This is a genomic window from Streptomyces sp. NPDC086147 (assembly GCF_040702165.1).
Classification (GTDB): domain Bacteria; phylum Actinomycetota; class Actinomycetes; order Streptomycetales; family Streptomycetaceae; genus Streptomyces.
In genome coordinates this window covers 724,865-750,170 of record NZ_JBFBJO010000002.1, presented here as the reverse complement: position 1 = coordinate 750,170, position 25,306 = coordinate 724,865, and the positions used below count along the sequence as shown (strand labels likewise).

Here is a 25,306-nt window from a genome sequence, read left to right as displayed (position 1 = left end):
CGCCGGCGGCGGCACGAGGAACGGGAGGTCACAGGCGATGAGCAGCGCGGTGCAGAAGCGGCGGCCGCAGACCGCCCAGCAGTTCGTCCTGGAGGAACTGCGGCGCGCCATCACCACCGGGGAGCTCAGGCCGGGCGACCAGGTCCGCCAGGACGCCCTCGCGGCGCGGTTCGAGGTGAGCCGGGTGCCGCTGCGCGAGGCCCTCAAGGCCCTGGAGGCCGAGGGCCTGGTGGTCCATCACATACACCGGGGCTACTTCGTCGCGGAGCTCTCGCTCGACGACCTGGAGGAGATCTACCGGATCCGGGAGCTCCTGGAGACGGAGGCGGTCCGACTGGCCGTGGCGCGGATGCCGGAGGGCACCGTCGGCGCGCTCGAACGGATCCAGCGCGAGGTGGAGCGGGCCGCCGACGCCGGGGACGTGCCCGCGATGGCGACGGCGAACCGGCTCTTCCACTTCACCCTGATCGAGGCGTGCGGAATGCCGCGCCTGGTGCGCCTGATCGCGACCCTGTGGGACTCCACCGACGCGTACCGCTCGCTGTACTACGCGGACGCCCCGCACCGGAAGCTGGCCGTGCGGGAGCACCGGGCCGTGATCTCCGCGCTCCGGCACGGCGACGAGGCGGCCGCCGTCCGCTGGCTGGACGAGCACCGGGCGCACGCGGTGGCGGCCCTGCGCGCGGTCCTGGAGCGGAACGCCGACTGATCCCTCTCCCACGAGAACCGCCGGACCCCCCTCTCGTGGAAAACCGGGTGCCGCCCGTGAGGGCACCCCCTACGCTCGTCCGCATGGAACACGGGGGCCTGGTCAACATCGTCGACGTCGAGGCGACCTGCTGGGAGGGCGAGCGCCCGCCCGGCCAGGTGAGCGAGATCATCGAGATCGGGCTGACCGTGGTCGACCTGGACGCGCGCGAGCGGCTCTCCCGGCACCGGATCCTGGTCCGCCCGGCCCGCTCGCGGGTCAGCGCGTTCTGCACCGAACTGACCGGCCTCACCCAGGCGGAGGTCGACACCGGCCTGGACTTCACCGCCGCCTGCCGGCTCCTCGCCACCACGTACGAGGCGGGGCGGCGCCCCTGGGCGAGCTGGGGCGACTACGACCGCAAGCAGTTCACCCACCAGTGCCGGGCCACCGGCGCCCCGTACCCCTTCGGGCGGCGGCACACCAACACGAAGGCGGTCTTCACCGAGGCGTACGGGCTCGCCCGGCGTCCCGGCATGGCGCAGGCCCTGGAGGTCGCCGGACTGCCCCTGGAAGGGCGTCACCACCGGGGCGAGGACGACGCGTGGAACATCGCCGCCCTGGTGCTGCGGATCGCCGACCGGGGCGCCTGGCCGGAGGACCCGGTTCCCAACAGCTGAGACTCTGCGGTCCACATGACGGACGAGACTTGTCGGCGGAGCGTTCGCGCGGCAAGGATGCGCCCATGACTCCCGCCCTCGTCTCCCGCCGCCACGTGGATCTTCTGCGTGTCGCGGGGATGCTGTGTCGGGTCGACTCCTGTCGTCGCGCGGCCTGTTGCTGAGCCCCTTCCCGGCTCGCCTCCCCGCTCTCCCCTCGCGCCGTCGGCGGATCTCCGCCGCCTGCCGCCTCCGCCGCGTTCGACGCCCCGGGTCCTGAACTCCCGGGCCTCCGGTCATCCTTCCCGCGCCCGACGGGCGTTCCGTGGTACGCCCGTCTCCGCCCCGCACTTCCCCCGAGGTACGCCCGCATGCCCTCTTCCGCCGCCCCCGTACTGCACTGGTTCCTGCCCACCGGCGGTGACGGCCGCGATCCCGGCGGTGTCACCGCCGTCCAGGGCCGCACCGCCGCCGCGACCCGCCGCGGCGCCGGTCTCGGCTATCTGGCCCAGGTGGCCCGCGCGGCCGAACAGGTTGGTTTCGAGAAGCTGTTGACGCCCGTGGGGCTCGGCTGTGCGGATCCGTGGGTGCTGACCTCGGCCGTCGCGGCGGTGACCGAGCGGATCGGCTTCCTGGTGGCGTTCCGGGCCGGTCTCGCGCAGCCGACGCTGGTCGCCCAGCAGGCCGACACGTTCCGGAGCCTGTTCGGCGACCGGATCGCGCTGAACGTGGTCACCGGCGGCGACCCGGCCGAGCAGCGGGCGTACGGCGACCACCTGCCGAAGGACGAGCGGTACGTCAGGACCGGCGAACTCATGCAGGTGGTACGGGAGCTGCTCGACGGCGGCGCCGTCGACCTGGCGGGCCGTCACGTCCGGGTGGAGAACGCCCGGCTGCACGGGCCCTCCGTGGAGTCGTCCGTGCCCCTCTACTTCGGCGGCGCGTCGGCGGAGGCCGAGGAGGTCGCCGCCCGCCACGCCGAGGTGCAGCTGCTGTGGGGCGAACCCCCGGCCGCCGTCGCCGAACGCGTCGCCCGGGTACGGGAGAAGGCCGCGCGGGCCGGGCGCGCCCTGCGCTTCGGGATCCGCCTCCACGTCATCACCCGCGGCACCGCCGCCGAGGCCTGGCGGGAGGCCGACCGCATCCTGGCCGGGTTCGACCCGGAGGCGGTCCGCGTCTCGCAGGAGCGGTTCGCCCGGATGGACTCCACCGGGCAGGCCCGGATGACCGCGCTGCACGGCGGCTCCGCCGAGAACCTGACCGTCTCCCCCAACCTGTGGGCGGGCATCGGGCTCGTCCGCGAGGGCGCGGGCACGGCCCTGGTCGGCTCGCACGACGAGGTCGCGCAGCGGCTCTTCGAGTACGGGCGGGCCGGCATCGACGAGTTCGTCCTGTCCGGCTATCCGCACCTCGAAGAGGCCTATCGGGTCGGCGAGGAGGTCGCACCGCGGCTGCGGGCGCTCTCGGAGGCGGCCGGCGCGGAGACGACCGGCGCCGAGACCGACAGCCCGGCGTCGGCCGGGGAGGTGGCGGCGTGACCCTCCTCGGCACCGCGAAGGGGACCGGCACAGCGGCGGAGAAGGCCGGTGCCGCGGGCGAGAAGGCCGGTGCCGTCCCCGCCGCCGGGCGGCCCGCCCGCCGGATACCGGCCGGGCTGGCGGCCCTGCGCTGGACCGCACTGCGGCTCCTCGCGCTCGCGGTCCTCCTCGCGGCCTGGCAGTCCGTGGTCGCGGCGGGCGTCTGGCCGCGTGTGCTCGTGCCGTCCCCGGGCGACGTGTGGCAGGCCTTCGTGAAGGCGTCCACCGTCCGGGACGGGGTGCGCGGCATCAGCGGCCATCTGCTCGTCGAGCACCTGGCGGTCTCGCTGCGCCGGATCGCGATCGGCACCGGCTACGCGGCGCTCGTCGGGATCCCCCTGGGGCTCCTCATCGGGGTGGTGAAGCCGCTCGCCGTGGTCCTGGAGCCGGCCGTCACCTTCCTGCGCACGCTGCCCCCGCTGGCGTACCTCTCGCTGCTCGTCATCTGGTTCGGCATCGACGAGTCGCCGAAGATCTGGCTGCTGCTCGTCGCCGCCCTCCCGCCGATCGCGGCGGCCACCGCCGCGGCCGTCCGGGGCGTCCCCGCCGACCTGGTGGAGGCGGGCCGGGCCCTGGGGGCGGGGCCGGTGGCGCTGCTGCTCTCCGTCCGGCTGCCGTCGGCGCTGCCGGAGATCCTGACCGGGGTGCGGATCGCCGTCGGCATCGCGTACACCTCGGTCGTCGCCGCCGAGACCATCAACGGCGTGCCCGGCATCGGCGGCATGATCCGCGACGCCCAGCGCTACAACCAGACCGACGTCGTCATCGCCGGCATCATCGCCATCGGCCTCTCCGGAATCCTCCTCGACGCGCTGTTCCGGGGTCTGGAGCGGGCGGCGGTCCCGTGGCGCGGCCGCGCCTGACCCACCCTCCTCCTCTTCCCCACCTCTCCTCCCTCTTCCCCGAAGGAACCGTCATGCCCTCCTCCCGTCGCGGCGCCGTGCTCGCCGCCTCCGCCACCGCCCTGCTGCTCGCCCTCTCCACGACCGCCTGCGGCGGTGCCGACTCCGGTGGCGAGGGCAAGGGCGGAAAGGTCCGGGTGCGCATCGCGTACCAGGCGATCCCCAACGCCGACCTGGTGGTGAAGAACCAGAGGCTCCTGGAGAAGGCGCTGCCGGACGCCGAGGTGTCGTGGGTGAAGTTCGACTCGGGCGGCGACGTCAACACCGCCGTGATCGCCGGGTCGGTGGACCTCGGACTCCTCGGTTCGAGCCCGGTGACCAAGGGGCTCTCGGCGCCGCTGAACATCCCGTACAAGGTGCTGTGGATCCACGATCTGATCGGGGACAACGAGGCGCTCGTCGCCAAGAAGGACGTCGCGTCCGTCGCCGCGCTCAAGGGGCGGAAGATAGCGACCCCGTTCGGTTCGACCGCTCACTATTCGCTGCTCGTGGCGCTGGAGTCGGCGGGGCTCAAGGCGTCCGACGTGACGCTCGTCGATCTCCAGCCGCAGGACGCGCTCGCGGCCTGGCAGCGGGGCGACATCGACGCGGCCTACGTGTGGACGCCGAGCCTGACCGAGCTGAAGAAGGACGGGAAGGTGCTCGTCTCCAGCCGGGAGATCGCGGCGAAGGGCAGGCCGACCGCCGACCTGGGCGTGGTCACCGACGCGTTCGCGGCGAAGCACCCCGAGATCGTGGACGCCTGGCTGAAGGCCGAGGACCAGGCGGTGAAGCTGGCCAAGAGCGACCCCGCGAAGGCGGCCACCGCGATCGGCGCCGAGCTCAATCTCGGCCCCGAGGAGGCCCGGAAGCAGCTCGCCGAGCTGGTCCTGCTCACCGCGCGGGAGCAGCAGGGGGCGCAGTACCTCGGCAAGCCCGGCGCTCCGGGCGCGCTCGCGGCGAACCTGCACGACGCCGCCGTCTTCCTCAAGGGCCAGAAGGCCATCGACGCCGTGCCGGACCGGTCGGTCTTCGAGAAGGGCCTCGCGCTGAAGGAGCTGGCCCGTGTCGCCGGCTGAAGCGGGGGCGGGCACCGCCGACGTCGAGCCGTCCGACATCAAGCCGTCCGGCACAGAGCTGCCCGACACCGGGCTGCCCGACATCGAGCTGTCCGGCGTCGAGGTCCGCTACGGCACGGCCAAGGCCCCCGTCGTCGCGGTCTCCGACGTGTCCCTGGCCGTGGCGCCCGGCGAGTTCGTGGTCCTGGTCGGCCCGTCGGGCTGCGGGAAGACGACGCTGCTGCGGCTCGTGGCGGGCTTCGAGCGCCCCGCCGCCGGAAGCGTGGAGGTGCGCCGGAAGGTCGGCGTGGTCTTCCAGCAGCCCCGGCTCTTCCCCTGGCGCACGGTCGGGGGCAACCTCGCCTTCGCCCTGGCCCGGCACGGGGTGGAGCGGTCTGCGCGGGCCGGGCGGATCGAGGAGCTGCTGTCCCTGGTGGGGCTTTCCGGCATGGCCGGACGGCGTACCTGGGAGCTGTCGGGCGGGCAGCAGCAGCGCGTCGCGATCGCGCGGGCGCTCGCGGCGGAGCCGCAGGTCCTGCTGATGGACGAGCCGTTCGCGGCCCTGGACGCGCTGACCCGCGAACGCCTCCAGGAGGAGGTGCGCGCCCTGGCGTCGACCACCGGCGCGACCGTCCTGTTCGTCACCCACTCGGCGGAGGAGGCGGTACTGCTCGGCTCCCGGGTCCTGGTGATGGCGGCGGGACCCGGCCGGGTGGTCGCCGAGGTCCCCGTCCCCCTCCCGCGCGATCCGGACACGGACGTGGCCGCCCTGCGCGGCGACCCCGGCTTCGCCGCCCTGCGGGCGGAACTCGCGGCGGCGACGCGGAGTTCGGCGGCCTGAGCAACCGGCCCGAGCAACGGGGCCCGGGGGCCCGGAGGACGGGCCCGAGGGACGGGCCGGAGCGATCACGGCGCCGGGGGCTGCGGTTACCCTGGCGCCGGACGCGAGGAGGAACCATGGCGCGGATGTCTTCGGCCGCACGACGCGGGCAGCTCGTCGAGGCGGCGATCAGGGCGATGACCAGGGACGGGGTCGCCCGGACCACCACCCGGTCGATCTGCGCCGAGGCGGGGGTGTCGCTGAGCGTCTTCCACTACTGCTTCGAGTCCAAGCAGGCGCTCCTCGAAGCCGCGATCGAGACGATCACCGACAACTACGTGGCACGCGTGATGTCGGCGGTGGAGCCGGGGGCCACCCTGCGCGAGACCGTCCGGGGCGCGCTCCGGACGTACTGGGACCACGTCACCGCCCATCCCGGCGAACACATGCTGACGTACGACCTGACCCAGTACGCGCTGCGCGAGCCCGGCTTCGAGCACCTGGCGCGGGCCCAGTACGAGCAGTACGTGGCGTCGGCGGCCGATCTGGTCGAGCGGGTGGGGGCGGCGCGGGGGATCGCGCCGAAGGTGCCGGTGGAGGTGGTCGCGCGGTACCTGGCGGCGGCGATCGACGGCCTCACCCTCCAGTTCCTCGTCCTCGGCGACAAGGACACCGCGGACGGTCATCTCGATCTGATGGCCGATCAACTCGTATCCCTGATGGAGGGTTGAGGGGAAGGCGGGCTTCCTCATCCGTGAGTAGGTCATTCGTCCCGGACTCTTGACTCGGACCTCCGGCACCGCGATCCTCGGCACGCCCGGTACTCCCCCACCGACCGGAGGCTCGCTGCCCATGACTCGACCCCTCTCGCGCGGGAGGGGCGGCGGACCCGCCCTCCTGGCGCTCGTCCTCGCCCTGGCCGCCGTCCTCTTCGGCTCCGCCCCGGTCCCCGCCGCCGCGGGCGGCTCGTGGTGGGAACCCGTCTCCCGTCCCGCCGCCGACTCGCAGATCAACGTCACGGGCACGCCGTTCACCGGAACGGACGCCCGGGGGAAGGTGCGCGGGTTCGTCGACGCGCACAACCACCTCATGTCCGACGAGGGCTTCGGGGGCCGGCTCATCTGCGGCCGCACGTTCTCCGAGGCCGGCGCGGCCGACGCGCTCAAGGACTGCCCCGAGCACTACCCCGACGGCTCCGGCGCGCTGTTCGAGAACATCACGGGCGGCGCCGACGGCCACCACGACCCGGTCGGCTGGCCCACGTTCAAGGACTGGCCCGCCCACAACTCCCTGACCCACCAGCAGAACTACTACGCCTGGGTCGAACGCGCCTGGCGCGGCGGACAGCGCGTCCTCGTCAACGACCTGGTGACCAACGGCCTGATCTGCTCGATCCTGCCCCGCGACCGGGGCTGCGACGAGATGGACTCGATCCGGCTCCAGGCCCGCAAGACGTACGAGCTCCAGGACCACGTCGACCGGATGTACGGCGGCCCGGGCAAGGGCTGGTTCCGGATCGTCACCGACGCGGCGCAGGCCCGCTCGGTGGTCGAGCAGGGCAAGCTCGCGGTCGTCCTGGGCGTGGAGACCTCGGAGCCGTTCGGCTGCAAGCAGATCCTCGACGTCGCCCAGTGCGACAAGGCCGACATCGACCGCGGCCTGGACGAGCTGTACGGCCTCGGGGTGCGCAGCATGTTCCTGTGCCACAAGTTCGACAACGCCCTGTGCGGCGTCCGCTTCGACGAGGGGGCCACCGGCACGGCGGTCAACATCGGCCAGTTCCTGTCGACCGGCACCTTCTGGACCACGGAGAAGTGCGCGGGCCCGCAGCACGACAACCCGATCGGCCTCGCGGCGGCCCCGGTGATGGCGTCGAAGCTGCCGCCGGGCGTGAGCGTCCCCTCGTACGCCTCCGACGCCAAGTGCAACACCCGCGGCCTGACCCGGCTCGGCGAGCACGCCCTGCGGGGCATGATCGACCGCGGGATGATGCTGGAGCTGGACCACATGAGCGTCAAGGCCGCGGGCCGGGCGCTGGACGTCCTGGAGTCCGAGGAGTACCCGGGCGTCCTGTCCAGCCACAGCTGGATGGACCTGGACTGGACCGAACGGCTCTACCGCCTGGGCGGTTTCGTCGCCCAGTACATGCACGGCGCGGAGGGGTTCATCGGGGAGGCGGGGCAGAAGGCGGCGCTCCGCGCGAAGTACGGGGTCGGCCTCGGCTACGGCACCGACATGAACGGCGTCGGCGGCTGGCCGGGCCCGGTCGGCACCGGCGCGCCGAACGCCGTGACGTACCCCTTCCGCAGCTTCGACGGCGGATCGGTGCTCGACCGCCAGGTCACCGGGCAGCGCACCTGGGACCTCACCACCGACGGCGCCGCGCACCACGGCATGGTCCCCGACTGGATCGAGCAGATCCGGCTCACCTCCGGCGGCCCGGGCGTCGTGAACGAGCTGGCCTCGGGCGCGGAGTCGTACCTGACCACGTGGAAGGCGACCGAGGACCACGAGCCGGGGGTGAACCTGGCGGCGGGCGCGCCCGCGTCGGCCAGCTCCTCGGAGTGGAACCCGTTCACGAGCTACGCGCCGGGCCGGGCGTTCGACGGCGACACGGGCACCCGCTGGGCCAGTGACTGGTCGGACGGCCAGTGGCTGAGGGTGGACCTCGGGGCGGCCCGCCCGGTCGGGAAGGTCGTCCTCGACTGGGAGCGCGCGTACGCGAGCCGGTACCGGATCGAGCTGTCGGACAACGGCACGGACTGGCGGACGGTGTGGTCCACGACCACCGGGGACGGCGGGTACGACACGGCGGAGTTCCCGTCGCAGTCGGCCCGTTACGTACGGGTCCACGGCGAACGGCGGGCGACGAAGTGGGGGTACTCGCTCCACGAGGTGTCGGTCCACCGGGCCTGAGGGCCCCCAGTACGGGTGGGGCCTGCCGGACCGGAGGACGGTCCGGCAGGCCCTCCGTCCTTCCACCCCCTCGTTCCGAGAGCGCCTCCGGTGCGGGATCATGGAATCCGGAACGCAGAAGGGACGGAACGGACGATGAGGCACCGCAGTGTCGCGGACCTGATGACGCCCACCGCGGTCGCGGTGCAGCGCGGGACGCCGTTCAAGGAGATCGCGCGGCTCCTCGACGAGTACGGCATCACCGCGGTCCCGGTGGTCGACGACGAGAACCGGCCGGTGGGCGTCGTCTCCGAGGCGGACCTGCTGCGGCGGCACACGGCGAAGGACGGGCCGAGCACGGCCGAGGCCATGATGACCAGCCCGGTCGTCACGGCTCGGCCGTCGTGGACGGCGGTCGAGGCGGCCCGGCGGATGGAGCGGCACCGGGTGAAGCGGCTGCCGGTCGTGGACGCGGAGGGACGGCTGATCGGGGTGCTGAGCCGGAGCGACCTGCTCCAGCTCTTCCTGCGCAGGGACCGCTCCATCCAGGAGGAGATCCGCGAGGACGTGGTCGTCCGGATCCTGCGCCTCTCCCCGTCCGCCGTGCACATCGACGTCGACGAGGGCCGGGTGACGCTGAGCGGCGCGCTGGAGCGGCCGGGCATCGGCCCGATCCTGGTCCGGCTGTGCGAGACGGTGGACGGGGTCGTGGAGGTCGTGGACAGACTGACGTACGAGGAGGGCGGCGGGGCCTGAACCGGGCCGGGGGCCGGTCCCTCGGGATCTTCGTGGCCCCGGGCCCCGGCGCCGGGCGGTCGGCCCCGGTCTCCGTCGGGTGCCCCCTCCATCGGTTGACCGTCCCCGTCGGGTCACCGCCTCCGTCAGGGGCCTCCCCCGTCAGAAGTCTCCCCCGTCAGGTCACCGCCTCCGGCCAGCCGTACCCGGGCCCGATGTGCTGCGGTACGGTGCCGGCTCCCACCGCCTCCATCTCGCGGTTGGCCTCCCGCATCAGCTTGCCCGCCAGGTCCTTCATCGCCCGGCTCGCGGCGAGCTCGTCGCCGATCGCCGGCACGTCCGTGTCCGTCGGGTTGCAGTGGGCCGCGCCGTGGCCCGTGAGCGTCGAGGTCCCGGTGCTCAGCCGGGCCTCGGCCCGGGTCGTACCGCCGTCCTCGACCAGTTCCAGACCGACCGTCCACTCCAGGGTGCGGGTCATGGTCTGCCTCCTCGCGCCGTCGGCCGCGCGGAAACGGCGCACGGCCCCTTCCGATGCCTCCAGGATCCCACCGGTGGAGGCTCCGGCGCGCGGGGACGGCTCCGGGCCCGACGAGCCATCGGGGTTCCTATGGCACCCATGGGTTTCTCCATTGGTGGCCCTTCGGGCTCCGGTCTACGGTCGGAGACGTCCCCAGACTTCCCCGCACTCCCCCGGAGACTCCCGTGTCCAAGATCCTCTTCGTGATGACCGGCGCCGACCACTGGACCCTCGCCGACGGCACCCGGCACCCCACCGGCTTCTGGGCGGAGGAGGTCGTGGCGCCCTACGAGGCGTTCCGGGAGGCCGGTCACGAAGTCGTCGTCGCCACCCCCGGCGGCGTCGTGCCCACTCTCGACCGGGGCAGCCTGGCCCCCGAGTACAACGGCGGGCAGGAGGGCGCCGACCGGGTCGCCGCCGCGCTCGCCTCGATCGACGGGATCAAGCACCCGATCGCCCTGGACGACGTGGACCTCGACGCGTACGACGCCGTCTTCTACCCCGGCGGCCACGGCCCCATGGAGGACCTCGCCGTCGATCCCGTCTCCGGCCGGCTCCTCGTCGACGCCCTCGACTCCGGCAAGCTCGTCGCCGTCGTCTGCCACGGGCCCGCCGCGCTCCTCGCCGCCACCCGCCCCGACGGCACGAACGCCTTCGCCGGGTACGAGGCCGCCGCCTTCACCAACGCCGAGGAGGCCCAGGGCGGACTCGCCGACAAGGCCGAGTGGCTCCTGGAGACCCGTCTGACCGACGCCGGCGTGAAGGTGCGGACGGGTGAGCCGTGGGCGCCGAAGGTCGTCGTGGACCGGAACCTGGTGACCGGCCAGAACCCCGCCTCGTCCGCCCCGCTCGCGGCCGAGGTCGTCGCACGCCTCGCCTGACCGCGAGCCTGTACGGAGACGCGGACATCCTTCCTCCATGAGGCATGAGGGCCCCGAGGGCGGCGGCGGTACGGCACGGGCCGACGGGCCGCCCGTGACGGACCTGAACCTGCTGCGCACGTTCCTGGCGGTGTACCGCTCCGGCTCGTTCACCGCCGCCGCCGGGCTCCTGGGCCTCTCGCAGCCCACGGTGACCGACCGGATCCGTTCCCTGGAGCGGCAGACGGGCCGCGAGCTCTTCGAGCGGCTGCCGCGCGGCGTCGCCCCGACCGCCGTCGCGGACGACCTCGCGGCCCGGATCGCGGCCCCGCTCGACGCGCTCGTCGCCGCGACCGGTCACGGGGCCGCGCCCCACGAACGGGCCGCGCCCGTCCATCTGGCGGGCCCCGCCGAGCTGCTCTGCGTCCGCGTCCTGCCCGCCCTGGCCCCGCTGGTGGACGACGGCGTACGGCTGCGGATCACGCCGGGCCTGACCGAACGGCTCCTCGACGAGCTGCGCGCGGGCCGTCACGACCTGGTCGTCGCCACCTTCCGGCCGCGCGGGCGGTCCCTGGTCTCCGTCCCGCTGATGGACGAGGAGTTCGTCCTCGTCGCCGCGCCCGCGTGGGCCGGGCGGGTGAAGGAGCGGCCGGCCGCGGAGGGCCCGGCGGCCCTGCGCGCGGTGCCCCTCGTCGCCTACGCGGAGGACCTGCCCATCGCCCGCCGCTACTGGCGTCACGTCTTCGGCGCGCGGCTGTCCCGCCCGGCCGACGTCACCGTTCCCGATCTGCGGGGCGTCCTCGCGGCGGTGGCCGCCGGGGCCGGTTTCAGCGTGCTGCCGCGCTACCTCTGCGCCTCCGAACTGGCCTCCGGGGCGCTCGTCCTCCTCCACGAGCCGGAGGACCCGCCCATCAACACCGGTTATCTCGTGCGACGGCCGGGCCGGAGCGGCAGTCCCGACGTCACGCGCGTGCGTGACCTGCTGATCGGGGCGGGGCGTTCGTGGTGAGCCCGGGGCACCCCGGACGGAGACCGGTATAACCGGAGCATGATCTATCACGTCGTCCCCCTCGCCGATTGGTCCGCCCGTCCGGAGCGGCCGTACGCGCCCGCGTCCCTGGCCGAGGAGGGGTTCGTCCACTGCGCGCCCGACGAGACGACCGCCCTCGCCGTCGTCAACGCCTTCTACCGCTCCTCCCCCAGGCCCCTCCTGGCGCTCGTCCTCGACGAGGACCGGCTGTCCGCCAGGACGGAACGGGAGGCGGCCGATCCCGCGCCGCCCCCGGGAATCCCCGACGGGACCCTCTTCCCGCACGTGTTCGGACCGCTCGACCGCGAGGCCGTCGAACGGATCCTGGAGATCACCTGGGACGGGGAGGGCCGGGCCACGGGAATGACACCGCGGGAATGAAGCCGTGGGAATGACGCTGCGGACGCCCTGCGTGTTCTCTCCGCCGCGCGGCCCGCGGTGCGCGAGCATACGGACGCCGACACGAGCTCCCCACGCCGTGGGTCCGGTCGGGCGATCCCGGCCGGCGGGCGCCACGGCGCGTGACGAGCGCGGGTCGCAGTGCTCGACGCAAGAACACCGACACAGGAAGAAGGACGGACGTGTCCGGCAGCGAAAGCGAGAACCCGGCGATCCCCGCCCCCACCCCGGCCCCCACCCGGCCCCGGACGAACCGGGACTGGTGGCCCAACCAACTGGACCTCCAGGTACTCCACCAGCACTCGCCCCTGTCCGATCCGATGGGCGGGGAATTCGACTACGCGGCGGAGTTCGCCACCCTGGACCTCGACGCGCTGAAGCGGGACGTCTTCGAGGTGATGACGGCCTCTCAGGACTGGTGGCCCGCCGACTACGGCCACTACGGACCGCTCTTCATCCGGATGAGCTGGCACGCCGCCGGGACGTACCGCATCGCCGACGGCCGGGGCGGCGGCGGTTCCGGTGCCCAGCGCTTCGCGCCCCTCAACAGCTGGCCGGACAACGCGAGCCTCGACAAGGCCCGCCGGCTGCTCTGGCCGGTCAAGCAGAAGTACGGCCGGAAGATCTCCTGGGCCGACCTCCTCGTCTTCGCCGGCAACTGCGCCATGGAGTCGATGGGGTTCGAGACGTTCGGATTCGCTTTCGGACGGGAGGACATCTGGGAGCCGGAGGAGATCTTCTGGGGTCCCGAGGACACCTGGCTCGGGGACGAGCGCTACAGCGGCGACCGGGAACTCACCGGTCCTTTCGGCGCCGTGCAGATGGGCCTGATCTACGTCAATCCCGAAGGGCCCAACGGAGATCCCGACCCGCTGGCCGCCGCCCGGGACATCCGGGAGACGTTCGGCCGCATGGCGATGAACGACGAGGAGACGGCGGCGCTGATCGTCGGCGGCCACACGTTCGGCAAGTGCCACGGCGCGGTCGACCCCTCGTACATCGGCCCGGAGCCCGAGGCCGCCCCCTTCGAGCAGCAGGCCCTCGGCTGGCGGAACACGTACGGCACCGGCAAGGGCGCCGACGCGCTCACCAGCGGTCTGGAGGGCGCGTGGACCTCCCGGCCGACGAAGTGGGACAACGGCTACCTGGACAACCTGTACGGGTACGAGTGGGAGCTGACGACGAGCCCGGCCGGTGCGAAGCAGTGGACGCCCACGGACCCGTCGGCGAAGGACACCGTGCCCGACGCCCACGACCCGTCGCGCAAGCACGCCCCGATGATGCTGACGACGGACATCGCGCTGAAGGTGGACCCGGTCTACGGGCCGATCACGAAGCGCTTCCACGAGAACCCGGACGTGCTGGCGGAGGCGTTCGCCAAGGCCTGGTACAAGCTGCTGCACCGTGACATGGGCCCCCTCTCCCGCTACCTGGGTCCCTGGATCCCCGAGCCGCAGCTGTGGCAGGACCCCGTCCCCGCGGTCGACCACGAGTTGGTCTCGGACGAGGACGTCGCCGCCCTCAAGCGCCGGGTCCTCGACTCGGGCCTCTCCCTGCCCCAGCTGGTCACCACCGCGTGGGCGGCGGCGGCGAGCTTCCGCGGCACCGACAGGCGCGGCGGGGCCAACGGGGCCCGGATCCGGCTCGCGCCGCAGAAGGACTGGGAGGTCAACGCCCTGCCCGAGGTGGCCGGGACCGTGGAGGCCCTGGAGCGGATCCGGGAGGACTTCAACGGCGCGCAGAGCGGCGGGAGGCGGATCTCGCTCGCCGACCTGATCGTCCTGGGCGGCTGCGCGGCCGTCGAGCAGGCCGCCCGGAACGCCGGACACGACGTCACGGTCCCGTTCGCGCCGGGCCGCACGGACGCCTCGCAGGAGCAGACGGACGTGGAGACGTTCGCCGTGCTCGAACCTGCGGCGGACGGGTTCCGCAACTACCTCCGGGGCGGCGAGAAGCTGTCTCCCGAGACCCACCTCCTCGACCGCGCCAACCTGCTGACGCTGACCGCCCCCGAGATGACGGTGCTCGTCGGCGGCATGCGGGTCCTGGACACCGGTTTCGCGGGCTCCCGCCACGGCCGGTTCACCCACCGGCCCGAGGCGCTGACCACCGACTTCTTCGTCAACCTGCTCGACATGGGCACGGAGTGGAAGACGTCGGCCGCGGAGGAGAACGTCTTCGAGGGCCGCGACCGCGCGACGGGCGAACTCAAGTGGACCGCCACCCCCGTCGACCTCGTCTTCGGCGCGCACTCCCAGCTCCGCGCCCTCGCGGAGGTCTACGCCTCCGAGGACGCGGGCGAGAAGTTCGTGCGCGACTTCGTGGCCGCGTGGGACAAGGTGATGAACCTCGACCGGTTCGACCTCGCCTGAGCCCGTCGGCCCGTCCCGTACCGCCCGTCCCGGCCGGCCGTTCTCCGGCCGACCGGGACGGGCCGCGGGGTCCGCCGTGTCTGCCGGGGCGATTGCCGGGTATCCGGGTCCCGTACGGACGATGCGGGCGGCCCTCGAAGGAGTGAAGAGCGTGACGGTCAAGGCGATGGGGTGGGCGCACTCGTTTCCCGTGTCCGGAGGTGTGCGGGCCGGCCGGCAGTGGACGCGGGAGCACCTCGACTCGCTGCCGTGGACGGCGGCGGAGCCCGAGACGGTGGACTCCGTGGTCCTGGCCGTCTCCGAGCTGCTCACCAACGCCCACATCCACGCGCACAGCGACGCGCAGCTCGTACTCACCTGGGACGGCGACTGCCTCCACATCAGCGTCCACGACGAGGACCCGGCGCTGCCCCGCCCCCGCGAGGCGGCCGAGGGCGCGGTCTCGGGGCGGGGCGTGAGCATCGTGCGGGCCCTCGCCGACGAGTGGAGCATGCGCTGCCAGCGGCACGGCAAGACGGTCACGGCGTGCTTCCGCCCCACCCTCCCCCAGGCGGACGAAGACCCGACCCCCGACGACGCCGGGCGATAGCCGACGGGCGGCCGGCCGGTGGCCGGCGGGTGCTCGGGCGGGCCGTCCCCCACGGGGCGGCCCGCCCGGCCGTCTCCCCCGTCAGGGCTTGTTGGCGAGGGCCCCGAGGTACTGGTTCATCTGCTTCAGCCGCGCGTCCACCCGGGTCTCCCGCTCGGACACGGTCCTCAGCTCGTCGCGGACCGCCAGCAGGGCCAGGACCACCGCCCTCGCGGCGGGATCGGACACGTCCTCCAGGGCCGCCCGGGCCTCGTCTGCCGCCGGAACGGGTCGGGATGCCTCTGCCATGGCTGCTCCTCCTGTCCGGCCGCCCATCGGCCGTTCCCGTACGTGTGCCCCGAAACTCCCCGTACGGACAGGGGACTGTCCGTACGGGGGAACCGGCCGGCGGCACGGGCGCCCGCGGCGGTCAGAAGGCGTACCGCACCCGCAGCCACGGGGCGCGCGCGTCGATCAGCCGGCGCAGCGACGCGACGGCGGCCGCCTTGGCCCCGGTGCGGTAGCGCACGTTCCGGGCGCCGTTCTCGGAGCGTTTGGGCTGCTGGAGGTCCGGGCGCCACAGGACCTCCTCGGCGCGGGGGTGCCAGCCGAGGTTGACCTCGTGGAGGTCCTCGTTGTGCGTCAGCATGATGACCTCCGCCGCGGCCTGGTCCTTCACCCTCCGGGGGAGCACGTCGTCCATGGCGCGGAGCAGTTCGTCCCACGCCTGTTCCCAGCCCGGCCGGACCACCACCGGGGAGAGGTTGAAGTGGACCTCGTACCCGGCGTCCAGGAAGTCGGCCGCCGCGGCGAGACGGTCCGGGACCGGGCTCGTCCGGACGTCGAGGAGCCTGGAGTCGTCCGGCGGCATCACGGAGAAGCGGATCCGCGTGCGGCCCCGAGGATCGAGCCGCAGCAGGTCCGGGTTGACGAACTTGGTGGCGAAGGACGCCTTGGCGGTGGGCCACCGGCGGAAGGCCCGGACCAGGTCGGCGGTGTTGTCGCTGATCAGGTCGTCGACCGAGCAGTCGCCGTTCTCCCCGATGTCGTAGACCCAGGCCAGGTCGTCGCACTGGGTGGGCTCCCGCTTCGGTCCGGCGGCGGCGACGTGCCGGCCCAGGGCGGCCAGGACGCGGTCCACGTTGGTGAAGACGGTGACGGGGTTGGCGAAGCCCTTGCGGCGCGGGACGTAGCAGTACGCGCAGGCCATGGCGCAGCCGTTGGAGAGGCCGGGGGCGATCCAGTCTGCGGAGCGGCCGTTGGGCCGGACGCCGAAGGACTTCCGCTCCCCGAGGACCAGGGTGTCGCGCTTGATCCTCACCCAGCGCTCCACGTTTCCGGCGTTGCCGTGCAGGTGCGGGACGCGCCAGTGGGACTCCGTCTCCACGATCCGGGCCCCGGGGAAGCGCGCGATGATCTGCCGCCCCCGCAGGGAGTCCGCGGCGGCGCGCTCGGCGTGGATCTCCGCCACGTCGAGCAGCCGGCGCGCCCGCGCCCCGTCGCGGAACGGGCGGTCGTCCGTCTCCCCGGCGGGAGCGGTCACGAGCTCGCCCAGGTCGAAGAGGCCCTCGGCCCCGTCCCCCGGTCCTTCGGAACGCCGTCGCATGTCCACTCCGCCGTGCTGGGCCGACGCGCGCCGCCGGGGCGGGCTCTGTCGGCGGCCGGGCCTGTGCCGCGGCGTCCTCCAGTGTAGGGAGCCGGTCCGCCGGAGGACCGCACGCGGCGGCTCAGGAAGGGGCGGGTCCGCCGTCCCGGTCGGACGGCGGCCAGACGTACGGGAGGTCGTCGGGCACCCCCGGGAAGAGGTCGCGGTAGATCTCCGGGGCCTTGCGCAGCAGCGCGGACCGGTGGCTGCGGTGGAACGCGGGGTCGCCGAGCCAGGGCGGCAGCTCGCCGGCCGCCGCGAGCTCGTCCTGTTCCCTCACCCCTCCCTCCGGGGCCACGGCGAGGTAGTCGCGCGTCAGGGTGGCGGCGCAGGTGTCGGAGCGGCCCCCGGCCGTCCAGACGCCGCAGACGTCGAGGCCGTAGCGCACCAGGGCCTCTTCGTAACCGGCCCACATCCGCACCGCGGGGTGCCGGCGCCAGCCGTATCCCGGGACGGTGAGCCCCCGGAGGACCTGGAGGGCCTCGACGCGCTGCTTGCCCAGCCGCTTCGGGTCGAGCACGGCGGCCGAGTCGGCGAATCCGGCGTACGGGAGAAAGGTCTGCACGGAACAGCCCTACCCGTTCTCCGGCCCCACCTGTTCTCCGACGGCCTCCGTGGCGTTCGGGAGGGACGCAGGAGGGGCCCGGCGGACGGGATCCCCCGGGAGGGGCCGGTGCGCCCGGGCCGGGCGGAGCCCTAGCCCGTCTCCTCGGGAGTGGCGGTGTGGTCGCGGTGGCCGTGCGTGCGGCGTCGCTCCTTCATCTCGGCCTCGTGGAGGTGGTCGCGGCCCTCGGCGAGGTCGGAGACGGCGTCGCGTTCGAGCGTCTTGAACGGCTCGTAGTACGTCCGGTCGTAGTCCTCGACGACCTGGTACGTCCAGCGGCCCGGGAGGACGTTGCGGCCGAGGACCTCCCGCTCGACGAGGTCGGCCCACTTGCCGTGGCCGGCCTTCCTCAGCAGCGCCACCGCCCTGTCGAGCTCCAGGTCGGCGGTACCGGTCAGCTGGTGGAAGGAGTACAGGTGGCCACGGGCCCGCTCGGTGGTCTCCAGGGCCTTGGAGAGCGAGCCCAGCGCCTCCACCGTGAGGTCGTCGACGTTCTCGGGCCGCACGCGGCGGTCCCGCTGATCACCATCGTTGTCCATGCCCCACCCCCTGCCCCCGGTCCGGGAGGGGCACACCCGGCCGGACCGCATGTGGTCCGGCCGGGTCAACCCGCCGGGCGGCGGGGAGGCGGATCAGCGGCCCTGCGGTCCGGGCCCTCCACGGCCGCGAGGCCGCCGGGCCCCAGCAGGCCCGTGGGGCGCAGGGCGCCCTTCTCCTCCAGGCGGGGCAGGGTCCTGGCCGAGGACCACGCCACGAGCGCGGGCAGGAGGGGGCGGACGGGCTGCACGAGGCGCAGCCAGGGGGGCGCGTAGACGGTGGCGGAGCGGCGGCGGACCGCCTCGGCCAGCCACGACGCCACCTTCTCCACGGGGTACACCTTGCGCGCGGGGCGCGGCATGTGGGCGCGGAGCTCCCGCAGGACGTCGTGGGCGTCCACGTCCCGCACCATGTCGGTGTCCGTCCAGTGCAGGTACGCGATGCCGACCGCGACGCCCCGGTGGGCGCACTCCGCGCGCAGCGACTGGGCGAACGACTCGGCCCCCGCCTTCGAGGCGCAGTAGGCGCTCATCATGGGGGCCGATCCGAAGGCGGCGGTCGAGGCCACCTGGAGGAAGTACCCCCGCGAGGCGAGCAGGCCGGGCAGGAACACCCTGGCCGTGGTGGCGCTGCCCATGAGGTTGACCTCGACGACACGGTTCCACGTGCTCGGGTCGGACGCGGTGAACGGGCCGCCCTCGGCGACGCCCGCGTTGGCGATCACGACGGAGGGCTCCCCCAGGTCGCGCGTCACCCGGCGGGCCGTCCGCTCCATGAGGTCGTCGTCCGTCACGTCGACCTCGTAGCACCGGCTGCCCGCGGGCAGCTCCCGCGCCACCCGTTCCAGGGTCTCACGCTCCCGGCCGAGCAGGGCGATCCGCATGCCCCGGGCCGCCAGGTCCCTGGCGAGGCCGGCTCCCAGGCCGCGCGCCGCGCCCGTCACGACCGCCGTCCGTCCCCGCAGGGGGTTGTCGTGCGACATGTTCCTCCAAGCGGTGGGCCGGGCCTTCCCGGTTCTCCTCCCCGCCGGTCGCGGGCTCGCCCTCCATGGCACCACCGGGCCCCGCGGGCCGCCCTCCGACTGCGCCGATTGCCGCACCGTTCCGATTTTCTCCACGCAGGTGTGAGAACGGGGATCGGGGGCATGCGTCGCCAGGGGTGTGGAGGTCGGGAGGTGTGTGATCGGCGCCCCTGACCGGTGACGTATCGTCGGGACGGATTTTCGGACGGCAGGACAGGGTGAGGGGAAGACTCATGGACAACGAGGACTCGAAGCGGTTGCTGGAGCTGCTGACCACGCGGCAGTCCGAGCTGGTGGCGCAGTGGGAGCAGACCGTCGGAGTCTCGTTGCGCGGGCGCGTGAGCGGCGCGGAGCTCGGCCGGGAGCTCGGCGAGCTGTACGACGCGATCACCGAGGCCGTCTCGCAGAGCGGGCTGGCCGGTCGCGGCGACGGGTTCGCCGTCGTGCGCAGCCTTCTGGTCGAGCTGTCGCGCACCCGGGCCCGGCAGGGGTTCACCCCGACCGAGACCGCCGTGAGCGTCTTCGCGCTCAAGGAGGTCCTGGAGCCCTTCCTCGGCGGGTCCGTCGAGGACGTGCGCGCCTACCTCCAGTTCTCCCGCCTCCTCGACGACCTCGGTCTCTTCACGGTGGAGGAGTACTCCCGGGCCCGCGAGGAGATCATCTCCACGCAGTCCCAGCAGCTCCTGGAGCTGTCCACCCCCGTGGTGAAGCTGTGGGACGGCGTGGTGGGCGTGCCGCTCGTCGGCACGCTCGACTCCGCGCGGACGCAGGTGGTCATGGAGAAGCTGCTCCAGGCCCTCGTGGACTCCAACTCGACGCACGCGATCATCGACATCACCGGTGTGCCGGCCGTCGACACCCAGGTCGCGCAGCACCTCCTCAAGACCGTCGTCGCGGCGCGGATGATGGGCGCGGAGTGCACCATCTCCGGCATCCGGCCCCAGATCGCGCAGACCATCGTGGCCCTGGGCATCGAGTTCGGCGACATCCCGACGAAGGCGACCCTGGCCGACGCCCTGCGCCACGCCCTCGTGGAGATCGACAAGGCCGCCGCGGCCCGTCCGGCGGGTCTGCTGTGAGCGACCGCGTACCGGTCCTGAAGATCGGCGACATCCTGCTGGTCTCGATCCAGGTGGACCTGGAGGACCAGATGGTGCTCGACCTCCAGGACGACCTCTCCCAGCAGATCGTCGCGACCGGCGCCCGTGGCGTGGTCATCGACATCTCGGCCCTGGAGATCGTCGACTCGTTCGTCGGACGCATGCTGGCCACCACGGCCTCCATCTCCCGCGTCCTCGGCGCGGAGACGGTCGTCGTCGGCATGCGCCCGGCCGTCGCCATGACCCTGGTGGAGCTGGGGCTCTCGCTGGGCGGCGTCCGCACGGCGCTCAACCTCGAACTCGGACTGGGCTATCTGCGCCGGGCGCAGGACACTCCTCCGGCACGCCGGTGAAGGAGTATCCGGCCGACGAGGCCTCCCGCGAGGAAGTGGACATCCGGTCCAGCGGCGACGTCGTCAAGGCCCGCCAGGCGGTGCGCGTCCTCGCCCAGCAGGCCGGCCTGTCCCTGGTCAACCAGACCAAGCTGGTCACGGCCGCCAGTGAGCTGGGCCGCAACACCCTCATCTACGGCGGGGGCGGCACGGCACGCGCGGTCATCGTCCGTGACGTGGCGCGCGTCGGCGTGTGGGTGAGCTTCTCGGACACCGGTCCCGGCATCCCGGACATCGAGCAGGCCCTGACCGACGGCTGGACGTCGGGCAGCGGCATGGGCCTGGGGCTCAGCGGCGCCCGGCGCCTGGTCGACGAGTTCGAGCTGGACACGGCGCCGGGCGCCGGAACCACGGTGACGGTGCTGAAGTGGGCGCGGTGAACCCGGTGGCCGGTTACGAGATCGAGGCCGAGGACGTCGTGTGGCTGCGCCTCGACGTGGCCGTCGCCGCGGCGGCCCGGCGTGAGGCGGCACGGTTGGCGCGGCGCCTCGGCATGGATCCGGTCCGCGTGGCCGAGATCGAGCTCGCCGTGACCGAGGCGGCCACCAATCTGCAGAAGCACGCCCGGGACGGCGCCCTGGCCCTGCGGGTGACCACCCTCCGGGGCCGGGCCGCCCTCGAACTCCTCTCCCTGGACAGCGGTCCGGGCATGGCCGACGTGGGCAGCGCGCTCGTGGACGGCGTGTCCGGAAGCGGCACCCTGGGCGTGGGGATGGGGGCGATCGCGCGGTTCGCCGGCGTCTTCGACGTCCACTCCCTGCCCGGTCGCGGTACGGCCCTGCTCGCGCGGTTCTGGGCGGGCGACGACCCCGGCCCGCTGCCCGGCGCGGACGAGCCCGAGGTCGCCGGTCTGACCCGCCCGATCAGCGGTGAGGAGGTCTGCGGGGACACCTGGGCGGCGCGCACCGAGCACGGCCCCGACGGCGCGCGGGCGGTCACGGTGATGATGTGCGACGGGCTGGGGCACGGTCCGATGGCGGCGCTCGCCGGCGAGCGCGCGCGGGCCGCCTTCCGGGCCGGGACCCACGGGAGCCCCCAGGACGTCGTGCGGGCCCTCCACACGGAGCTGCGGGGCAGCCGGGGCGCGGCGGTCACGGTCGCCCGGGCCGACTTCTCCCGGGGGATCGTCGAGCACTGCGGGGTCGGCAACATCAGCGCCTTCCTCGTCGGCGCCGAGAAGCGCGTCACCCTCCTGTCCCTTCCCGGGATCGTGGGCCACCAGCTGCCCGCCCTCCGGCCCTTCCGGACCGCCCTGGAGCCCGGCGCGGTCCTCGTCATGCACTCCGACGGTCTGAGCGACCGCTGGTCGCCGGCCGACTTCCCCGGTCTGTTCGCCCGGCAGCCGGCCCTCGTCGCGGCCCAGCTCCTCGGACAGGCCGGGGTGCGCCGCGACGACGCCGGCATCGTCGTCGCCCGGGCGGCCCGTAGATGAGGCAGGGGCACGTCGACAGTCTCTGCGTCCTTCCGCTGGCCGTCGAACGGGACGGGTTTGAACTGCGCAGGCGGGGACAGTTGGTGTGCCGGGCCCTGGGTCTGGAGGGCCACGAACTGGTGCGAGTGGTGACGGTGCTGAGCGAGGTGGGACGTGATCTCCTGGGAACTCCGGGGCTCCACGTGGACCTGTGTGTGGAGAGCCCCCTCGGGGAACCCGAGCTCTTCCGGGCCCGCTTCACCTGGAGCGGGCCCCGCGTGCCCGGCCGTGACGCGCTCGACGCCGCCGAGCGGCTCCTGGACCACTGCCGGTACGAGGCGTCGGCCGGGGACCACGCGTTGACGGTGGGTCAGCGGCTGCCCGCCTCCCAGGGGCCCCCGGGACAGCGGGCGGAGCACGCCCGCGCGGCGCTCCGCGACTCGGGCGACCTCAGCATGGGCGAGGAGCTGCGGATCCAGAACCGCCAGCTCCTCCAGGCGCTGGAGGAGTCGAGGGCCCAGCAGGAGGAGCTGCAGCGGCTGAACGCCGAGCTGGAGGAGACCAACCAGGGGGTGGTCGCCCTCTACAGCGAGCTGTCCGCGGAGCTGGAGGAGACCAACACGGGTGTGGTGGCCCTCTACGCCGAGCTGGAGGACAAGACCCGGCAGCTGCGTCTGGCGAGCGAGGCCAAGACCCGTTTCTGGGCCAACGTGAGCCACGAGCTGCGGGCCCCGGTCAACTCGGTCATCGCGCTCGCCCGTCTCCTGCTCGCGCCCGGCGCCGACCCGCTGACCGAGGAGCAGCGCCAGCAGATGTCCCTCATCGCCGGCTCCGGCAGCACGCTCCTCGCCCTGGTCGAAGAGCTCCTGGACGTGGCCAAGGCCGAGTCGGGACGGCTCGAACCCCATCTGGTCCGCACCGACCTGCGGACCCTGCTGCACCAGTTGCGCGGAACGCTGCGCGGCATGGCCCGCGACGGGGTGCGCCTCGACATCCCCGACGTCGAGGACGTGCCGGAGCTCGTCACCGACGAGGTCATGCTCACGCGCGTCCTGCGCAACCTGCTGTCCAACGGCCTGAAGTTCACCACGGCCGGCGAGGTCCGCCTCACGGTCGGGACCGAGGACCGGGCGGGCCGCCCCTGGTTCGTCTTCACCACCACGGACACCGGCATCGGGATCGCCGCGGACCAGCAGGACCGCGTCTTCGAGGAGTTCTACCAGGTCCTGGGCACCCACCAGCGGGGGCAGCCGGGCACCGGTCTCGGCCTGCCCTACGCCCGGAGGCTGACCGGCCTGCTCGGCGGCGTCCTCACGCTGACCAGCGAGCCGGGCGCCGGGACCAGGGTGCGGGTCGAGATCCCGGCCTGTCCCGACCTCGCCTCCCCGGACGCGCCGTCCGGCGCCGACGGCGTCCGTACGGATTCGCTGGTCGTCGTGGACGACGACCCGACCTTCGTCGAGCTGCTGCGGCCGGTACTGGGCCGGGTCGCGCGGAAGGTGACGGAGGTGTCGGTCAGTTCGCGGGCCGTTGACGTCATCCGCGCGGAGCGGCCCGACGCGGTCCTGATCGACCTGGCGATGCCGGCCCCCGACGGGTACGTGCTCCTCCAGGTCCTGGCCCGCGACCCGGAGACCGCGCACATCCCGGTCGTGGTCCTGACCTCGACCGACCCCGGTGACGTGGACCGCTCCCGGCTCACCCACGCGCGGGCCGTCCTGGGCAAGACGCACCTGACGCCCGAACGCATCGCCCTGGCCCTGGCCCTCGACCCGGCCGGGCCCGACCACACTCCTCCGGCGAAGACCGGTGAGCAGCACACGTCCGGAGAAGCCACGCCGTGATCGCAGGCCAGCCCCCGTCCGACCACTCGCCCGCGCGCGTTCTGATCGTCGACGACAACCCGACCAACCGCTACGTCCTGCGGACCACGCTGTCCCGCGCGGGCCACACCGTCGTGGAGGCGGAGGACGGCACCGGGGCGCTCGCGCTGCTCAAGGACGCCGAGGTTTTGCCGGAGGTGGCCGTCGTCGACGTGCGGCTGCCCGACATGACCGGCTTCGAGGTCTGCGAGCGCATCAAGGCGGATCCCGCGACGGCGGCCCTTCCGGTCCTGCACGTCTCGGCGTCCGCCATCACCGTCGACGACCGCACCCAGGGGCTCAACCGGGGTGCGGACGCCTATCTGACGGAGCCCATCGCCCCGGACGAGCTCCTCGCCACCGTCACGGCGACCCTGCGCTACGCGCGGGCGCGCCGCCGGGCCGAGCGCCTCGCGGACCGCCTGCTGCACCTGAACGAGGCGACCCTGCTCCTCTACAGCGCGGACAGCGCCGCCGGGGTGGCCCGGGCGGCCGCGAGGGGCGCGGCCATCGTCCTGGGGGCACCCGCCGTGGCGGCGATCATCTCCCCGCACGGGGAGCCGGCCTCGGCGATGTGCGCCGACACGAGCGGGAAGGCCTCACCGGAGGCGGTCGCCGACGTGCGGCTCGACGTCCGCGACCTGCCCGCGTACCACGAGCTGGGGGACCGCACCGGGACGCGGCTGGCCACGGTCCACGCCCACGAGTGGCCCGGTCTCCCGCCCGGCCCCGTGCCTCCCGGCAGGCTCACCGCGGCGGTGGCGCGCGCCAAGCCCGGCCGGCAGCCGGTGTGCCTCGCGGTCCCCCCGGAGGCGGTCGCGACGCCCGACGACGAGCAGCTCCTCGCCCAGCTCGCCCAGGCGTGCGCCCTCGCTCTGGAGGCGCTGCGGAGCTACACCGAGGAACACGACCTGGCGCTGACCCTCCAGCGGAGCTTCCTGCCCGAGACGCTGCCGGACTCGCACCTCGCCGACCTCGCGGTGCGCTACCTGCCGGCCAGCGACCACGCGGAGATCGGCGGCGACTTCTACGAGGCCCTGCCGACGCGGGGAGGATTGCTGCTCGCCGTCGGGGACGTCGCCGGGCACTCCCTGGACGCCGCCATGCTCATGGGGCAGATGCGCCACGCCCTGCGCGCCTACGCCATCGAGGGGCATCCGCCCCACGACATCCTCCGGCGCCTCGACCACCTCCTGACGGCCGTCGGGGCGCGGCTGACGCTCACCCTGTGCATCGTCTTCATCGACGAGGCCACCGGTCTGCTGCACATCGCCAACGCCGGCCACCTGCCGCCGCTGCTGCGCGCTCCCGACGGGAGCGTCCGGTCCGTCGAGGAGCACGGGCCGCTCCTGGGCATAGGTCTCCCCCACCCGGTGAGCACCGAGGTGGCGGCGCCGCCCGGCTCCATCCTCGTCATGACCACCGACGGTCTGGTCGAACGCAGGAACGAGAACCTGGGGCTCTCCCTCGAACGCCTCGAATCCGTGCTCGGGGGCCTCCCGGCGGAGGTGGAGAGGATCTGCGACGGCCTCCTGGAGGCGTTCCCTCCCAACGGGGAGGACGACATCGCGCTGATGGCGGTGCGTTTGACCGGCGGTGGGTGATCCCACACATTGTGTGGCTTGTATGTGCATGTGTCGGACGGGTTGCGATTCCGGTGACGAGTACGAGACGG

General features: G+C 73.5%; 26 protein-coding genes. 20 read left to right on the top strand and 6 right to left on the bottom strand.

Translation table 11 applies throughout. The features are described 5' to 3' along the window. Positions 1-37: 37 nt before the first annotated feature. The 9 genes from AB0398_RS07940 (at position 38) to AB0398_RS07900 (ending at position 9,334) form a co-directional block, all read left to right on the top strand. Entirely contained in the window at positions 38-709 is a 672-nt protein-coding gene (locus AB0398_RS07940; protein ID WP_366372979.1) for a GntR family transcriptional regulator, read from the top strand. Positions 710-792: 83 nt separating this feature from the next. Further along, positions 793-1,368, top strand: coding sequence for a 3'-5' exonuclease (locus AB0398_RS07935; protein WP_366372978.1), 576 nt, complete (start codon positions 793-795; stop codon positions 1,366-1,368). A 350-nt stretch (positions 1,369-1,718) separates the two neighbouring features. After that, complete coding sequence (locus AB0398_RS07930) at positions 1,719-2,885, top strand: LLM class flavin-dependent oxidoreductase (RefSeq protein WP_366372977.1); 1,167 nt, start codon at positions 1,719-1,721, stop codon at positions 2,883-2,885. 116 nt (positions 2,886-3,001) lie between these two features. After that, the gene (locus AB0398_RS07925) at positions 3,002-3,787 is read left to right on the top strand and encodes an ABC transporter permease (protein ID WP_366373036.1); all 786 of its coding nucleotides are present in this window, start codon (positions 3,002-3,004) and stop codon (positions 3,785-3,787) included. Positions 3,788-3,840: 53 nt separating this feature from the next. After that, positions 3,841-4,884 (top strand): glycine betaine ABC transporter substrate-binding protein, encoded by a 1,044-nt coding sequence (locus tag AB0398_RS07920; RefSeq protein WP_366372976.1) that lies wholly within the window; start codon positions 3,841-3,843, stop codon positions 4,882-4,884. A gap of 73 nt (positions 4,885-4,957) precedes the next feature. Further along, positions 4,958-5,704: an ABC transporter ATP-binding protein gene (locus AB0398_RS07915; RefSeq protein WP_366373035.1), complete on the top strand. Its 747-nt coding sequence runs from the start codon at positions 4,958-4,960 to the stop codon at positions 5,702-5,704. Positions 5,705-5,820: 116 nt separating this feature from the next. Next, positions 5,821-6,414, top strand: a complete 594-nt coding sequence (locus AB0398_RS07910; protein ID WP_366372975.1) for a TetR/AcrR family transcriptional regulator — start codon at positions 5,821-5,823, stop codon at positions 6,412-6,414. 121 nt (positions 6,415-6,535) lie between these two features. After that, positions 6,536-8,599 (top strand): discoidin domain-containing protein, encoded by a 2,064-nt coding sequence (locus tag AB0398_RS07905; RefSeq protein ID WP_366372974.1) that lies wholly within the window; start codon positions 6,536-6,538, stop codon positions 8,597-8,599. Positions 8,600-8,734: 135 nt separating this feature from the next. Further along, positions 8,735-9,334 (top strand): CBS domain-containing protein, encoded by a 600-nt coding sequence (locus tag AB0398_RS07900; protein WP_366372973.1) that lies wholly within the window; start codon positions 8,735-8,737, stop codon positions 9,332-9,334. Between the two features lie 157 nt (positions 9,335-9,491). On the opposite strand, the gene AB0398_RS07895 is transcribed toward AB0398_RS07900, so the two are convergent. After that, the gene (locus tag AB0398_RS07895) at positions 9,492-9,791 is read right to left on the bottom strand and encodes a DUF1876 domain-containing protein (RefSeq protein WP_366372972.1); all 300 of its coding nucleotides are present in this window, start codon (positions 9,789-9,791) and stop codon (positions 9,492-9,494) included. Between the two features lie 224 nt (positions 9,792-10,015). Here AB0398_RS07895 and AB0398_RS07890 point away from each other — a divergent pair, with 224 nt between their 5' ends. From AB0398_RS07890 to AB0398_RS07870, 5 genes are all read left to right on the top strand, one after another. Then, the gene (locus tag AB0398_RS07890) at positions 10,016-10,711 is read left to right on the top strand and encodes a type 1 glutamine amidotransferase domain-containing protein (protein WP_366372971.1); all 696 of its coding nucleotides are present in this window, start codon (positions 10,016-10,018) and stop codon (positions 10,709-10,711) included. Positions 10,712-10,748: 37 nt separating this feature from the next. Further along, on the top strand, positions 10,749-11,699 hold the full coding sequence (locus AB0398_RS07885) for a LysR family transcriptional regulator (protein ID WP_366372970.1): 951 nt from the start codon (positions 10,749-10,751) through the stop codon (positions 11,697-11,699). A 39-nt stretch (positions 11,700-11,738) separates the two neighbouring features. Further along, positions 11,739-12,101, top strand: coding sequence for a DUF952 domain-containing protein (locus AB0398_RS07880; protein ID WP_366372969.1), 363 nt, complete (start codon positions 11,739-11,741; stop codon positions 12,099-12,101). Between the two features lie 200 nt (positions 12,102-12,301). After that, the gene (katG, locus tag AB0398_RS07875; protein ID WP_366372968.1) at positions 12,302-14,491 is read left to right on the top strand and encodes a catalase/peroxidase HPI; all 2,190 of its coding nucleotides are present in this window, start codon (positions 12,302-12,304) and stop codon (positions 14,489-14,491) included. 151 nt (positions 14,492-14,642) lie between these two features. Continuing rightward, positions 14,643-15,080, top strand: coding sequence for an ATP-binding protein (locus tag AB0398_RS07870; RefSeq protein ID WP_366372967.1), 438 nt, complete (start codon positions 14,643-14,645; stop codon positions 15,078-15,080). 81 nt (positions 15,081-15,161) lie between these two features. Here AB0398_RS07870 and AB0398_RS07865 read toward each other — a convergent pair whose 3' ends face one another. The 5 genes from AB0398_RS07865 to AB0398_RS07845 form a co-directional block, all read right to left on the bottom strand. Beyond that, complete coding sequence (locus AB0398_RS07865; RefSeq protein ID WP_366372966.1) at positions 15,162-15,368, bottom strand: hypothetical protein; 207 nt, start codon at positions 15,366-15,368, stop codon at positions 15,162-15,164. 121 nt (positions 15,369-15,489) lie between these two features. Beyond that, the gene (locus AB0398_RS07860; protein WP_366372965.1) at positions 15,490-16,665 is read right to left on the bottom strand and encodes a spore photoproduct lyase family protein; all 1,176 of its coding nucleotides are present in this window, start codon (positions 16,663-16,665) and stop codon (positions 15,490-15,492) included. Between the two features lie 121 nt (positions 16,666-16,786). Further along, complete coding sequence (locus AB0398_RS07855) at positions 16,787-17,269, bottom strand: MSMEG_6728 family protein (protein ID WP_366372964.1); 483 nt, start codon at positions 17,267-17,269, stop codon at positions 16,787-16,789. Positions 17,270-17,400: 131 nt separating this feature from the next. Then, entirely contained in the window at positions 17,401-17,847 is a 447-nt protein-coding gene (locus AB0398_RS07850) for a hypothetical protein (protein WP_366372963.1), read from the bottom strand. 65 nt (positions 17,848-17,912) lie between these two features. Further along, positions 17,913-18,827 carry an SDR family oxidoreductase gene (locus AB0398_RS07845; RefSeq protein WP_366372962.1) on the bottom strand — a complete coding sequence of 305 codons (915 nt, stop codon included), beginning with the start codon at positions 18,825-18,827 and terminating at the stop codon, positions 17,913-17,915. A 272-nt stretch (positions 18,828-19,099) separates the two neighbouring features. On the opposite strand from AB0398_RS07845, the gene AB0398_RS07840 reads away from it, so the two are divergent. The 6 genes from AB0398_RS07840 to AB0398_RS07815 are packed head-to-tail and all read left to right on the top strand — an operon-like array spanning position 19,100 to position 25,235. Continuing rightward, positions 19,100-19,945, top strand: coding sequence for an STAS domain-containing protein (locus AB0398_RS07840; protein WP_366372961.1), 846 nt, complete (start codon positions 19,100-19,102; stop codon positions 19,943-19,945). Then, entirely contained in the window at positions 19,942-20,319 is a 378-nt protein-coding gene (locus AB0398_RS07835) for an STAS domain-containing protein (protein WP_366372960.1), read from the top strand. Before AB0398_RS07840 ends, AB0398_RS07835 begins: the two co-directional genes overlap by 4 nt. Beyond that, a complete protein-coding gene (locus tag AB0398_RS07830) occupies positions 20,316-20,738 on the top strand; it encodes an anti-sigma regulatory factor (protein ID WP_366372959.1) in 423 nt (140 codons plus the stop codon). Before AB0398_RS07835 ends, AB0398_RS07830 begins: the two co-directional genes overlap by 4 nt. Continuing rightward, a complete protein-coding gene (locus AB0398_RS07825) occupies positions 20,726-21,790 on the top strand; it encodes an ATP-binding SpoIIE family protein phosphatase (RefSeq protein WP_366372958.1) in 1,065 nt (354 codons plus the stop codon). Before AB0398_RS07830 ends, AB0398_RS07825 begins: the two co-directional genes overlap by 13 nt. Continuing rightward, a complete protein-coding gene (locus AB0398_RS07820; protein ID WP_366372957.1) occupies positions 21,787-23,613 on the top strand; it encodes an ATP-binding protein in 1,827 nt (608 codons plus the stop codon). The genes AB0398_RS07825 and AB0398_RS07820 overlap by 4 nt, the downstream gene beginning before the upstream one ends. After that, complete coding sequence (locus AB0398_RS07815; protein ID WP_366372956.1) at positions 23,610-25,235, top strand: fused response regulator/phosphatase; 1,626 nt, start codon at positions 23,610-23,612, stop codon at positions 25,233-25,235. Before AB0398_RS07820 ends, AB0398_RS07815 begins: the two co-directional genes overlap by 4 nt. Positions 25,236-25,306 lie beyond the last annotated feature (71 nt).